The sequence below is a fragment of the Spirochaetota bacterium genome, assembly GCA_004297825.1.
In the GTDB taxonomy this organism is placed as follows: Bacteria; Spirochaetota; UBA4802; order UBA4802; family UBA5368; genus FW300-bin19.
This window is the reverse complement of sequence record SCSX01000030.1, coordinates 1-11937: the sequence shown is the minus strand read 5'-3', so window position 1 is coordinate 11937 and position 11937 is coordinate 1. Positions and strand designations below refer to the sequence as shown.

Below are 11937 nucleotides of genomic sequence, written 5' to 3'. Positions count from 1 at the left end.
GCTTCCCCGCATCTGTTAACCAAGGAGAGTCATATGTGTCTCGCGATACCCATGGAAATTATTGAAATAAGCGGCAGGAAGGCGACCGCCAGGGCGTACGGCGTGACCAGGCAGGTCGATATCACCATGACCCCGGACGTGACGCTCGGCGACAAGGTGATCATACACGCCGGTTTCGTGATCGAGAAGCTGGATCCCGAGGCGGCACTGGAGATCGAGGCGGCCTGGGACGAGTACAACACGATCATGGACGAGGAAGAGAAGAAAAAACGCATCAATGAATGTTAGGGGGCGGTCAATGTCTTGTCTCAGGGTTGCGGTTCTCCCGCGACGTGTATAAACGATATCCATGGGAGAGACCCGTATGAACGTACGGTTCGTGCATGAGGAAGAATTCACCGGCTTCGTAACGAAGCTGCGCGAAAGGATGAACGCACACGAGCCCCGCAGGATTCAAAACTCGAATTGCCGGGACGCGGCGGTGCTCATTCCCCTATTCAATAAGAACAACGAGGCATGTGTGCTGGTAACAAAGCGCACCGATACCGTTGCCACCCATCGCGGGCAGATGGCGCTTCCGGGAGGGGCATACGACCTCGAGGACGGGAGCAGGCTGATAACGGCGCTGCGCGAGACCGAGGAAGAGGTCGGCATCCACCGCGACCATGTGGAGGTGATTGGCGAATTCGATGAATTCATTTCGATCGCAGGCTTCCACGTCGCGTCCTTCGTCGGTATCATCCCCCACCCCTACGAGTACGCGATCAACCCGGAGGAAATCGACGCATACGTGGAGGTTCCGCTCTCGATATTCCTGAACAGGGAATTCGAAAAAGTGGAAAAGGTCGAGTTCAACGGGCATTCTTATAATGTATATTTCTATATGTATCAGGGATTCCAGATATGGGGCCTCACGGCGCGCATCCTTACCGATTTCGCCGATAAATTGCTCGGTGGATGATCGCGGCCTCATGGTGCTCCGGGTAAAGTCGTTGACACCCTCCCGGAGACGAATCAGAATCCTGAAATTGAACGAGGTGAACCATGAGAAGCATTGCGCTCGCACTTTTATTCGCCTGTATCGCCCTGGTCCCTGGGTGTTCCCGGCAGCCGTTAAATGAAAAAGCGTTCCAGACCGTGTGGGGCGAGTATATCCAGCGGGAATTCGAAGAAAGTTTCGATGAGAAGAAATCCATATCCCAGCGGGAGGATCTTATAAAGGACGTCCTCAAGCAGTATAAGATAGACGCGGACGAGTTCAAACAGTACATGTCCAAAAATCACGAGGACAAATACAACAAGGTTTTCCTCAACCGGTAACAGGGTACCCGCCATGCTGAAAAAAATCAGGGAACGAAACATCCACCTGCTCATACTCGTATTTTTTACGGGTTTATTTCTGGGAACGAATCTCTCCTTTCGCCTGAAAGCGGAAGAGCCTTCATACGGCTACCTGGATTATTTTCACCAGACCTTCCAGATTCTTTCCACGGAGTACGTGGAAAAGATCGATCCGAAGCAGCTTTTCTACGGCGCCATCCGGGGCATGGTACAGGCGCTGGGAGACCCCTTTTCGCGCTTCCTGAACGAGGAGGATTTCGCCGAGCTGAAAGAGGAAACGAGCGGCAAGTTCGTGGGAATAGGCGTGGAAATAACCGCGCGGGACGGGGAGATCGTCATAATCTCCCCGATCGAGGACACGCCGGCCATGCGCGCGGGGCTGCGCGCAGGGGATATCATCACCGCCGTCAACGGGACGGAGATCAAAAACAAGAGCGTGGGCGAGATCATCAAGCTTATCCGCGGAATTCCGAGCACCAGCGTCCGGCTCACGGTGAAACGGGAATCGGCGGACGAGCCGCTCGCCTTCGACATCGAGCGCGAACAGATCAAGATGGAAACGGTGCGCCACGATATTTTCCAGGACCGGAAGGTCGGCTACATCAAGGTGAAGGTTTTCAGCACCGAAACGCCTAAAGAGATCGAGAAGGCCCTTGCGGAGATGAACGCGAAGGGGGTCGATAAGCTGATAGTCGACTTGAGATGGAACCCGGGCGGGCAGCTCGATAAATCGATCATAATCGCGAACTACTTCCTGGAAAAGGACAAGCTGATCGTCTCGACGCGGGGCCGTGAGGGCACCGATACGCTTACCGAGTACAAGGCGCGCACGGAGCCCCTGTACAACGGGAAGCTGGTGGTGCTCGTCAACAAGGGGAGCGCGTCGGCTTCGGAGATATTCTCCGGGGCGATGCGCGACAACGGAAGGGCGAAACTGGTCGGCGAAAAGACCTTTGGCAAGGGTTCGGTGCAGAAGATTTACAGCCTGAGCGAATCGATCGGGCTTGCCGTGACCATCGCGAAATACTATACGCCTTCGGGAGTCTCGATACACGGCAAGGGCATAATCCCCGACTACCTGGTCGAAATGGAAATGTTCTCGGAGGAGGACCGGCCGGGCATCATCCGCGTGAACCGGGAAAAATTGATCGATGAATTCATGAAGTCGCACAAGGGCTACACCTCCGAGACCCGGAAGGAATTCCTGACCTTCCTGGCCTCGAAGAACATCACGATCTCAGAGAAAACAGCGAGCTACCTCCTGAAAACCGAGACAGGAAAATTTTCAAAGCAGCCCGTGTACGACCTTGAATTCGACTCCCAGCTGAAGAAAGCCCTGGACGTGGTGGATGCCTCGAACTGACGACGTCCTCGGGCTTGGCCTGGAGAGTTCCTGCGACGAAACGGCCGCGTCCGTGGTGAGGAACGGGAAGGATATCCTCTCCAACGTCATTTTCAGCCAGATCGACCTGCACAGGGAATATTTCGGCGTAGTGCCGGAAATAGCCTCCAGGGCGCACCTTGAGCTGATTAACCGGCTCATCGATACGGCGCTCCGGGAGGCTGGTGTCGGGTTCCAGGACCTTCGCTACGTCGCTGCAACAGCCAGGCCGGGCCTTGTGGGATCATTGCTTATCGCCACCCAATCGGCCAAGGCGATTTCATTCGCCAGCCGTATCCCCTATATCGCAATCAATCACCTTGAGGCCCATCTGCATGCGCCCTTCCTGGAAGGGCACGAAGCGCTGTATCCGTTCATGGGCTTGCTCGTTTCGGGAGGAAACACCGTCCTCTACCGCGTTAATGGCGTGGGCTCACTCGCCCTGGTAGGCAGGACCGTCGATGATGCGGTCGGAGAGGCCTTCGACAAGGTCGCGAAATTTCTGGATCTCGGATATCCGGGAGGACCGGTCATCGAGCGGCTGGCCGTATCGGCGCACGCAAAACGACCGCTTTTCCGGAAACTTCTTCCCGAATCGACGGATTTCCGTTTCTCCTACAGCGGTCTGAAAACCGCGGTCATCACGTACATGAAGGAAAATCCCCGCGCGGAACCCGCGGAGGTCGTCTATGCGTTCCAGGAATGCGCGCTCGAGCTCCTGGTACGGCGCGTGTTCCAGGCTTCGCGTTCGCAGGGAATCGGGCGTATCGTGGTGGCGGGCGGGGTTGCGGCCAACGGCAGGCTGCGCGCGCTTCTGGGAGAATCGCGTTGCGAGGATGAGGAGATACTCATGCCCTCGCCCATCCTGTGCACCGACAACGGCGCAATGGTCGCGGGCCTGGGGTACCGGTATTTCATGAGAAATGAGACCGACCTGCTATCGGCCGAGGTAAGCGCGCGGGTTTAGAACGAATAGCACCTGTTCTTGCCCAGGCTTTTAGCCTGGTACATCGCCTTATCGGCGATATCTATAAGGACCGAGGCGTCCTGCATTTCCTCTGAAATTTCCGCCACGCCTATGCTCACGGTGACTTCCTCGGGGACATCGCCGGTCCTGGACGCGGTTTCGCGAAACTCGCGGCAGAGCTTCCGGCCGATCTTCAGCGCGTCGGGTTTAGCCGTGTGGGGCAGCAGCACGATGAATTCCTCCCCCCCATACCGGCCCGTCTTGTCGGTATGCCGGATCTTCTGCAGGAGCAGCTTCCCGGTGTTCCTGAGCACCTGGTCGCCCGTCGAGTGCCCGAACCTGTCGTTGAACCGCTTGAAATCGTCGATATCGATAAACATGAGCGAAAGGGGAAGCCGGTACCGTTTTGCCCGCTTAAATTCCCGGTCGATTTCAAGCTTGATGAATTCCTTGCTGAACAACCCCGTAAGCTGGTCCCTGATCGTTGCGTCGATCACGTTCACCATGTTGTCTTTTATGAAAATGACTATTTTTTCATCCATGCCGTTTGCGCTGAAGTAATCCACCACCGCGGTTTTCAGACCGATTTTGCGCCTGCACCTGCGCTCCATCTCCTTCTGGTTCAGCATTATCTTTTTCCAGATAAGTTCGGCTTCCGGTTCGGAGGCCTTGTAGTGGAAAATCGCTTCCATGAGCGTCGAATAGGGGGATGCGGTCTCAACCTTGAGCGATTCGATGATGAAGTTGAATACGGATTCATCGCCGATATCGGAGAGTATATCGAGCTCGAGGTTTTCCTTAGTCCTTAAAATGTCTTCAATCATTTCATTTCCCGGGGCCGGCTTTACTCATAGTATCGGATAGGAGCGATATTGAGCAAGAAAATAATACAGGTGAAATTTCGCGTTTGAAATAATAGTTGAATTATTCGAGCGCGTGCGTCAACAATTTGAACCACCATGGGAAAAAAAGAGAGCTTTTATAACCTCATAGATTATTGCATCGAAATAGAAGGGCAGGAAGCGCTTTCGGGCAACGGTGCGGAGATGTTTCGAAAGCTGCTCATCGAGTGCTTTTTCCAGAAGGAAATCACCGAGAGCAGGAAGATAGAGAACATGTTTAAAAACATGAAAATGCCCGCTTTTCTCCAGGATGCGGGATCAATTCTTGAAATCGATATCGAAACGCTCTCGGCGTATATCCAGGGAGAGATGCTCAAGGATTCGCTGAGCGGAGGCATTTACACCTCGTCTGAGTACCTTAAAATATTTTATCCCCATCACGCGCCCTCGTTCGGAAAGCTGCCGTCGGAAGTCCAGCAGGAGATTCTGAACGCAATAAAAAGTAAAAACAAGACAATACTTGAGGCGTTCGAGAAGCTGAAATCCGACAGCGCCGCGGACAAGTCGCGGAAGGTACTCACCCTCATCGCCCTGGTGATAAAGAACGTGCACCTGAAAACAGGCTTTCCCCTGAAAGACTTGGGCAGGAAATCGGAAGATACGATCAGGGGGATTTTCGGAAACTGTGACGAGGTCTACCGCGGGCAGCAGCGCCAGCAGGCGGATCTTGACGACGATAAGAAAGTCAAACAGCTCATAAAGGAATTTTTCGTTGTTAAGAAATTTCAGGACATCGCCGACATGGCCGAGTTATTCAAGGCGGAATTCGAACGCTACCGCAAGCGGGCGCTCAGGGCCTGATCGCCGGACGGCTGGTCGGAACAGGCCGCGTCCTTGTAGCGATAATAAAGTACGAGATCGACGAGGACCATACATCCGTTTATAATATAAAACAGCATAACCCAGTCGCGCCCATTAATGACCTTGTTCAGCGTTCCGCAGACGTACCCGATCAATACAAGCCAAAGAAAAAGCAACGATTTCCCGGACACATTTTTCCGGGAATAGGATTTGTAAATGGACGCGGGCCAGGAACTCCCGAAAAATAAGAGCATGAGCGCCTCGAACATGATTATGTCCCTCCAGCAAGGAGATTATTCCTACCTGCTAATTTGCCCGCATATATCGCGAACAGGCAATTGAAAAATATTGTCCCGGTTCGTATATTTGTTGCAGGAGAGGCGGGACTTCATCCCCGCCCTTCATGGTTGCACTATAAAGAAGACAGGAGGTGCACTATGAATTTCGACCTTAATCCTCAGGAGAAAGAGTTGCTTGTCGCCTTGCTGCATCGCTACATCAGCGAGACACTTGTTGAAATCCGCCATACCCATCACCGGGATTTCAGGGTTGCCCTGGAAAAAGATGAGGAGATGGTGGAGGGCATGCTCGACAGGCTGGAGAAGACGATACAGTAGGCGCAAAAAAAGGGCCGTCCTTCCGGACAGCCCTTTTTCAACAAAATCGCGGGGATTACTACTTCTCCATCGAGTTGTAGACGTATTCGGCGATATCGAGCGTCTGGAGGTTCTGGATATCCAGCTCGTTCGCGCCGTCCGAAAGCATGGTGAGACAGAACGGGCACGCGGTTCCGATCTTGGTCGCGCCGCTCGAGTGGGCGTCCTTGGTCCTGAACTGGTTGATGCGGGTCCCCAGGTGCTCCTCGATGAACATGCGCGCCCCGCCCGCGCCGCAGCAGAAGCTGCGATGGTGAGTCCTGCTCATCTCGACGTACTGCGCTCCGGGAAGCGCTTTCAGGATGTTCCGGGGCTCGTCGTAAATCTCGTTGTACCTTCCAAGAAAACACGAATCGTGATACGTGATCTTTTCGTTCAGGGATTCCACCAGCTTGATCTTTCCCTTTTTAATGAGGTCGTTGATAAGCTCGACATGGTGGAAGACCTCGTAGTTCGCCTCGAGGGGCTGGCCGCTGGAATCGAGCCCGACCTTAGCGAATTTCTTGTATTCCTTCTTGATGACATTGTAGCCGTGCGGGCACGTGGTGACGATCTTCTTGACCCCGTACGTCTTGAAGGCCTCGAGGTTCTGGGTCGCGAGGGCGTGGAATAAATATTCGTTCCCCGCGCGCATCGCCGCATCGCCGCAGCACGCTTCTTCCGCGCCGAGGATACCAACCTTGTAACCCGCCTTTTGAAGTATCTTGACCAGGGTAATGGCTATCTTCTGATTGCGCTTGTCGAACGATCCGTAGCACCCGACGTAATAAAGGAAATCCACTTCGGGGTCCTCGGACAGGGGCTTTATCCCCAGGTCAGCAGGGACCCAGTCCGCGCGGGCGGCGAAGCCGAAGCCGAACGGATTGGAATTGTTTTCCATGTTCTGGAGCGAGGTCTGGAGCTCCCCGGCCATGTCTCCTTCCATGAGCACCTTGTAGCGGCGCATGTCGTTGATCTTATTGATGTGCTCGATCTGGACGGGGCAGTTTTCCACGCACGCGGCGCAGTTGGTGCATGACCATATCTCGTCCTGCTTGACCCACCCGTCGATGAGCGGGTTGGTCGCGAGGGTTGCGGTATCGGCGCCGGTCTTCGCGGCCTCCGCAAGCAGGGGAATCCGCTCGTCCATTGCCGATTTCACGTCGTTGACGATTTTCTTTGGAGAAAGCGGCTTCTCGGTAAGATAGGCCGGGCAGTTGTCCTGGCAGCGTCCGCAGCGGGTGCACGCGTCGCCGTCCATGAGCTGTTTCCAGGTGAAGTGCTCGACGGAACCCACGCCGAAACTCTCGGCGGTTTCGAATTCGGCCGGGGGGATGACTTTCATCGAGTACTTGGTACCCTTGTCTTCGTTGTCCAGATTCTGGAAATAGACGTTCAGCATGGTGATCGCCACGTGGCCGATCTTATCGGTCGCGACGAGCCCTATGAAGGAGAACGCGGAAATCATGTGCAGCCACCAGTTTATGTAGTGGACCACGCGGAGCCAGGATTCGTCGGCCCAGACGAACAGGTGGGCGAGTGCGTATCCGAATGGCGACCAGATTTCGAACTTGGGATATCCGGTGATGGCGATGCGGAGCGATTCGTTGAGAAAACCGGTCACAATGATGAACGTGATCAGTGAAAGTGCGAAGGTGTCGATGGGCCTCGTGTCCAGCCGGCTTGGCTTGACCTTGTAGCGGCGGTATATCGCCATCAGGAGGCCCAGGAAGACCACGCCTCCGAAGAGATCGCCGCAGAGAGACCATATGAGGTAGAAATTACCGTAGATGAAGGCGGTGTGGAAGAAAAGCTCGGTGAAATCTTCCTGTACCACGATGATCATGGTGACAATAAAAAGGCCGATAAAGCCCCAGAAGAGACTTATGTGGAATATCCCGGCGTACGATTCGCGCAGGATCTTGGCCTGGAGAAGGACGTACTTCATGAAGGCCCAGAGGCGCTTTTCGGGGAAATCGGTGCGAAGCTCTCCTTTGCCCTTGCGCCATACGCTGATGCGCCGGTACAGGGTAATACCCAGGTAGATGAACGCGGCGAACATAAAAATATAAATGCCCCAACGCATGAAGCCATGCGAACCGCCGACGTTAAAGTACATCTGCCGCGCGATGTCGGTGGCCGGCATATCATACAACCCGGCAAAATTCATAGGGATTCCTCCGTGTAATGTTGAGCGAAAACATGATGGTAAACGGATGACATCTATACTAAAAACGGCTTATTGTTCAAAAATCCATTACTTGATAGCGAAAAATATTGTCAACTTAATTTTGTTGACTCGGCTCCCCCGGCGGGGAATGACTGGCTCTGGTCCCGAATTCGAAATCCAGGTGAGTGCGGATGTACACGATGAAAGAAAAACGATGGTATATTTTCCTGAGCCTGTCGCTCGTGATTGCGTCGTCGCTCACCTACCTCGCCCAGCATGTTATCTTTGGCAGGCCGGAGGACACCTTCTTTTACATGATGCAGGACCTTGCCTTCGTCCCCATCCAGGCGCTCCTGGTGATGCTCATCATCGATCGGCTCCTTCAAAGGAAGGAGAAGGAGGCCCTTTTACACAAGATGAACATGGTAGTCGGGGTGTTCTTCAATGAAATGGGCCGTGAGCTCATCGCGCTCATCGTGGATGCCAGCGCCGACGCGGGTGCGCTGCGCGCCGATTTATGCGTTTCCGGCGAATGGGACGCGGCAATGTTTGTGCGCGCTGCAGGCGGCATCGACAGGCGCAGATACGAGCTGATCGTCGATGGAGGCTCCCTGCAGGGAATGCGTGATTTTTTAAAGACGAAACGGGAAATGGTGCTGAGGCTTCTGGAGAACCCGAATCTCCTGGAGCACGACACCTTCACTGACCTTCTCTGGGCGGTATGCCATCTTTCGGATGAGCTTATGCACCGGGATTCCCTCGCGGTCCTGCCCCAAAACGACATCGATCACCTGAAGGGCGATATCACGAGGGCCTTCCGCCTGCTCCTGAAAGAGTGGCTGGTGTACATGAAGCATTTACAGAAAAGCTACCCGTACCTCTTCTCGCTCGCCGTGCGCATGAATCCGTTTAATGTAAACGTCAATCCCGTGATTACATGAGGAAACGCACGGGGAAAGGAGACGCCTATTTCCCCGTGCGCGCGGCGGCATCGAGGGCCGCGAGCACGTCATCCTCGGAATAGATGTCCCGCAGGCAATAGGGCTTATCAAACTCCTCCCCGGCCGGAAACACGGCGAGAAAAGGAATGGAACGGCTGCCCAGTTCCGATAGCAGGCCCTGGGCTTCCTTGTGCTCGCGGGTAATATCGGCCACCATGAGGTCTGCGCCCCGGGCTTCAAGGGCGTCGATGACTTTCCGGGTATACAGTGAAGTCTTCTCGACGAGCGTGCAATTGGGACACCAGTCAGCCGTGAATTTCACCACCGAGATTCTGCCGCGATCGCGGTTCTTCTGCAGCTCCTCGAGGGAAAATGCCCTGGATTGAATGGTCACCCCTGCATCATCTCCTCTATGGACGACATTGAAGGAGAACAGGCAGCCCCCCAGGACAATGAGTACAAGGCCGATAAATGCGGCGATCCTGCGAACGGTCGTTTCAGTGATCGCGCCGAACCTGCCGTATATCCACAGGCCGAGCGAAACGAAACCGAGAAACGAAAGGGTGGGCACGACCATGTCGTTTGTTAAAATATTAATCAGGTAGATGTCCGTCGCTATCAGGAGGAACGCCATAATGCGCTCGAAATCGACGGTCCAGTTTCCCGGTCGCGGGATGAACCGGGTGAGGCGCGGAAAGGCGGTGAGGACGAGATACGGCATCGCCATTCCCGCACCGACGCTTATGAATATTGCGAACAGGATCGCCGGCGGCTGCGTGAACGACCAGGCCAGGGTCCCGCCCAGAAACGGCCCGCTGCAGGGGGTCGCGAGCAGTGTCGCGAGCAGGCCCTTGATGTAAGAGTCGAGATAGGGGTTCGCGCGTTCCTGCGACAGCCGGGACGCGAACCGGGGGATGTTGAGGCTGAAGAGCCCGAACATCGAGAGCGCAAGGGCAAACACGAGCGCGATCATCGAGATGAGAAACCAGCGCTTCTGGAAGAGCTCGCCCCAGTTGTAGCCGAGAACCAGCGCGAGCAGCGCGAGCAGAAAGAAGATCGTCAATATTCCCAGGCTGAACAAAAGACCGAGGCGCACAAGGACCTTTCGCTCCTCGCCGGAATGCCGTACGAGGCTCATGACCTTGAGGCTTACCACCGGCAGCACGCAGGGCATGAAGTTGAGCAGGAAACCCGCCAGGAGCGCGAACAAGATTGCCTGCAGCAGCCCGGAGATGCTTCCAGATGATATGTAGCGCGCGGTGAATTTTATGCCCGCAGATACTTTATCCGCGCTACGGGTGTGTGCAGATGCGGCGGGGTTTCCCGGGATGACGCTGAATTTCGCGATCTCTGCCTTGGGGTATTCGGGTATCAAAGAGCCCGCGGGAAGCACGCGCACCGTAAGCGCCAGTTCCGCGGTCCGGGGCATGCATGATTTTTCGTCGCACAGGAGCGTGTTGAGCATGAGCCGCACCGGGCGATCCCCGGGGATTACATTCCCTTCGATCTCCAGGGGCACGAGAACCCGGGTGTGCCCGGTGTAGATCCAGACAAAATTCTTTTCGCCCTCGGCGGTATATTTTTCCGGGGGAAGAAATCGCGCCCCTGCCAGCGAGATGCCGGGCGACTGGTCCAGGGTGACGGTCGTGGGTTTTCCGGTGCCCGGTCCCTTGGGATTTCCGTAAATGTGCTTGCCCGGTGGAATTTGTATATCGACGACCGCGAACGCCGTGCCGCCCGCGCGTGCCGGGAGCACCTCCTGCTCGACACGAACGCTCAGTTCGGCCTCGACCGCCTGACCGTACGCCGGGTACAGGAGCGGGACGAACGCAAAAATAATCAGGATCGCGGTTTTCATTTTGACACGGCTCCCGGTGGATGGAATATGGTAGACGATACGGGATTGACGCGTATTTGTAAAGAATGAAACGGCACGACGGCGCGGATGTGGAATGCATGCGCTGCGGAAGATGCTGTCTCGCCGACATGTTCGCCTGCGCCAGCGATGAGGATATCGGGCGCTGGAGGCGGGAAGGGCGGGACGACATCCTGGGCATGCGCGAGTCTGAGAGCGCAGTGTGGGTTGGCGATCATTTCATCTCCACCAGGACCGGGAGGTATATCCGCCATTGCCCGTTCCTCGCGCTCGGGGGAGAGTTGTGCGCCTGCGGCATCTATGAGACCCGCCCGAAGGTGTGCGCGGACTACCGGCCCGGATCCTCCTACCTGTGCCCCCTGTACAAAAAATGACTTTACTGAATGGCTGCACCGCGCTAGTTTGCTCATGCTCGAATGAACCGGGCGAGCACGAGTCTTCAAAAAGCGTGGAGCAGGAATGAACGGTGCGCCGCAGACACCCATGAAGGGATGGGTTTTCAAACTTATCGGCATCAACGTGGTGGTCTTTCTCATACAGATGCTCACCATCTCCTACCAGTATGCGTATTCGATCAACGGTCAGGGCGGGCAGACGCCGGTAATGACGTTTTACCTGGGATTGATTCCCGCACTGGTCGTCGAGAGCGGGTATGTCTGGCAGATATTTTCCTATATGTTCCTGCATAACCCCTTTGGATTCGCGCATATTTTCTTCAATATGTACGCGCTCCTGATCTTCGGATTGCCGATCGAACAGACGTGGGGCCCCCGCCGCTTCCTCGCGTATTACCTTTTTTGCGGGACGGGCGCGGGATTATCGATCTTCATCATCAATGTGATTTCGCAGGGTTCAACATACGCGATCCCGACGATCGGTGCCTCCGGCGCGGTATTCGGCGTGCTCCTGGCGTTCGGGATTCT

General features: G+C 55.3%; 14 protein-coding genes. 10 read left to right on the top strand and 4 right to left on the bottom strand.

Annotated elements, in window-relative coordinates; translation table 11 throughout:
- Nucleotides 1-33: 33 nt before the first annotated feature.
- The 5 genes from EPN93_05885 (at nt 34) to tsaD (ending at nt 3689) form a co-directional block, all read left to right on the top strand.
- Nucleotides 34-288: a HypC/HybG/HupF family hydrogenase formation chaperone gene (locus EPN93_05885; protein ID TAL37401.1), complete on the top strand. Its 255-nt coding sequence runs from the start codon at nt 34-36 to the stop codon at nt 286-288.
- A 61-nt stretch (nt 289-349) separates the two neighbouring features.
- Nucleotides 350-961 (top strand): CoA pyrophosphatase, encoded by a 612-nt coding sequence (locus EPN93_05880; protein ID TAL37400.1) that lies wholly within the window; start codon nt 350-352, stop codon nt 959-961.
- A gap of 83 nt (nt 962-1044) precedes the next feature.
- Entirely contained in the window at nt 1045-1320 is a 276-nt protein-coding gene (locus EPN93_05875) for a hypothetical protein (GenBank protein TAL37399.1), read from the top strand.
- 13 nt (nt 1321-1333) lie between these two features.
- The gene (locus tag EPN93_05870) at nt 1334-2704 is read left to right on the top strand and encodes a S41 family peptidase (protein ID TAL37398.1); all 1371 of its coding nucleotides are present in this window, start codon (nt 1334-1336) and stop codon (nt 2702-2704) included.
- On the top strand, nt 2691-3689 hold the full coding sequence (gene tsaD, locus EPN93_05865; protein TAL37397.1) for a tRNA (adenosine(37)-N6)-threonylcarbamoyltransferase complex transferase subunit TsaD: 999 nt from the start codon (nt 2691-2693) through the stop codon (nt 3687-3689). Before EPN93_05870 ends, tsaD begins: the two co-directional genes overlap by 14 nt.
- On the opposite strand, the gene EPN93_05860 is transcribed toward tsaD, so the two are convergent.
- Nucleotides 3686-4513 carry a GGDEF domain-containing protein gene (locus tag EPN93_05860; protein TAL37396.1) on the bottom strand — a complete coding sequence of 276 codons (828 nt, stop codon included), beginning with the start codon at nt 4511-4513 and terminating at the stop codon, nt 3686-3688. The two genes, tsaD and EPN93_05860, sit on opposite strands and share 4 nt — an antisense overlap.
- Nucleotides 4514-4648: 135 nt before the next feature.
- Between EPN93_05860 and EPN93_05855 the strand changes: the two genes are divergently transcribed.
- Complete coding sequence (locus tag EPN93_05855) at nt 4649-5392, top strand: hypothetical protein (GenBank protein TAL37395.1); 744 nt, start codon at nt 4649-4651, stop codon at nt 5390-5392.
- On the opposite strand, the gene EPN93_05850 is transcribed toward EPN93_05855, so the two are convergent.
- Nucleotides 5365-5667 carry a hypothetical protein gene (locus tag EPN93_05850; GenBank protein TAL37394.1) on the bottom strand — a complete coding sequence of 101 codons (303 nt, stop codon included), beginning with the start codon at nt 5665-5667 and terminating at the stop codon, nt 5365-5367. The two genes, EPN93_05855 and EPN93_05850, sit on opposite strands and share 28 nt — an antisense overlap.
- Before the next feature lie 162 nt (nt 5668-5829).
- Between EPN93_05850 and EPN93_05845 the strand changes: the two genes are divergently transcribed.
- Entirely contained in the window at nt 5830-6009 is a 180-nt protein-coding gene (locus EPN93_05845) for a hypothetical protein (GenBank protein TAL37393.1), read from the top strand.
- A gap of 58 nt (nt 6010-6067) precedes the next feature.
- Here the strand turns inward: EPN93_05845 and EPN93_05840 are convergent, their stop codons facing one another.
- A complete protein-coding gene (locus EPN93_05840; protein ID TAL37392.1) occupies nt 6068-8197 on the bottom strand; it encodes a 4Fe-4S dicluster domain-containing protein in 2130 nt (709 codons plus the stop codon).
- A 200-nt stretch (nt 8198-8397) separates the two neighbouring features.
- Between EPN93_05840 and EPN93_05835 the strand changes: the two genes are divergently transcribed.
- The gene (locus tag EPN93_05835) at nt 8398-9138 is read left to right on the top strand and encodes a hypothetical protein (protein ID TAL37391.1); all 741 of its coding nucleotides are present in this window, start codon (nt 8398-8400) and stop codon (nt 9136-9138) included.
- A gap of 25 nt (nt 9139-9163) precedes the next feature.
- On the opposite strand, the gene EPN93_05830 is transcribed toward EPN93_05835, so the two are convergent.
- Nucleotides 9164-10996, bottom strand: a complete 1833-nt coding sequence (locus tag EPN93_05830; GenBank protein TAL37390.1) for a hypothetical protein — start codon at nt 10994-10996, stop codon at nt 9164-9166.
- A gap of 65 nt (nt 10997-11061) precedes the next feature.
- On the opposite strand from EPN93_05830, the gene EPN93_05825 reads away from it, so the two are divergent.
- Both EPN93_05825 and EPN93_05820 read left to right on the top strand, forming a co-directional pair.
- Nucleotides 11062-11388 carry a YkgJ family cysteine cluster protein gene (locus EPN93_05825; protein TAL37389.1) on the top strand — a complete coding sequence of 109 codons (327 nt, stop codon included), beginning with the start codon at nt 11062-11064 and terminating at the stop codon, nt 11386-11388.
- Between the two features lie 109 nt (nt 11389-11497).
- Nucleotides 11498-11937: rhomboid family intramembrane serine protease (locus tag EPN93_05820; protein ID TAL37402.1), on the top strand; the 440-nt coding region annotated here is incomplete at its 3' end.

What these genes read in the sequence shown, in the direction of transcription:
- EPN93_05885 (TAL37401.1), top strand. Translation starts at nt 34, where the DNA reads ATGTGTCTCGCGATACCCATGGAAATTATTGAAATAAGCGGCAGGAAG.
- EPN93_05880 (TAL37400.1), top strand. Translation starts at nt 350, where the DNA reads ATGGGAGAGACCCGTATGAACGTACGGTTCGTGCATGAGGAAGAATTC.
- EPN93_05875 (TAL37399.1), top strand. Translation starts at nt 1,045, where the DNA reads ATGAGAAGCATTGCGCTCGCACTTTTATTCGCCTGTATCGCCCTGGTC.
- EPN93_05870 (TAL37398.1), top strand. Translation starts at nt 1,334, where the DNA reads ATGCTGAAAAAAATCAGGGAACGAAACATCCACCTGCTCATACTCGTA.
- tsaD (TAL37397.1), top strand. Translation starts at nt 2,691, where the DNA reads ATGCCTCGAACTGACGACGTCCTCGGGCTTGGCCTGGAGAGTTCCTGC.
- EPN93_05860 (TAL37396.1), bottom strand. Translation starts at nt 4,513, where the DNA reads ATGATTGAAGACATTTTAAGGACTAAGGAAAACCTCGAGCTCGATATA.
- EPN93_05855 (TAL37395.1), top strand. Translation starts at nt 4,649, where the DNA reads ATGGGAAAAAAAGAGAGCTTTTATAACCTCATAGATTATTGCATCGAA.
- EPN93_05845 (TAL37393.1), top strand. Translation starts at nt 5,830, where the DNA reads ATGAATTTCGACCTTAATCCTCAGGAGAAAGAGTTGCTTGTCGCCTTG.
- EPN93_05840 (TAL37392.1), bottom strand. Translation starts at nt 8,197, where the DNA reads ATGAATTTTGCCGGGTTGTATGATATGCCGGCCACCGACATCGCGCGG.
- EPN93_05835 (TAL37391.1), top strand. Translation starts at nt 8,398, where the DNA reads ATGAAAGAAAAACGATGGTATATTTTCCTGAGCCTGTCGCTCGTGATT.
- EPN93_05830 (TAL37390.1), bottom strand. Translation starts at nt 10,996, where the DNA reads ATGAAAACCGCGATCCTGATTATTTTTGCGTTCGTCCCGCTCCTGTAC.
- EPN93_05825 (TAL37389.1), top strand. Translation starts at nt 11,062, where the DNA reads ATGAAACGGCACGACGGCGCGGATGTGGAATGCATGCGCTGCGGAAGA.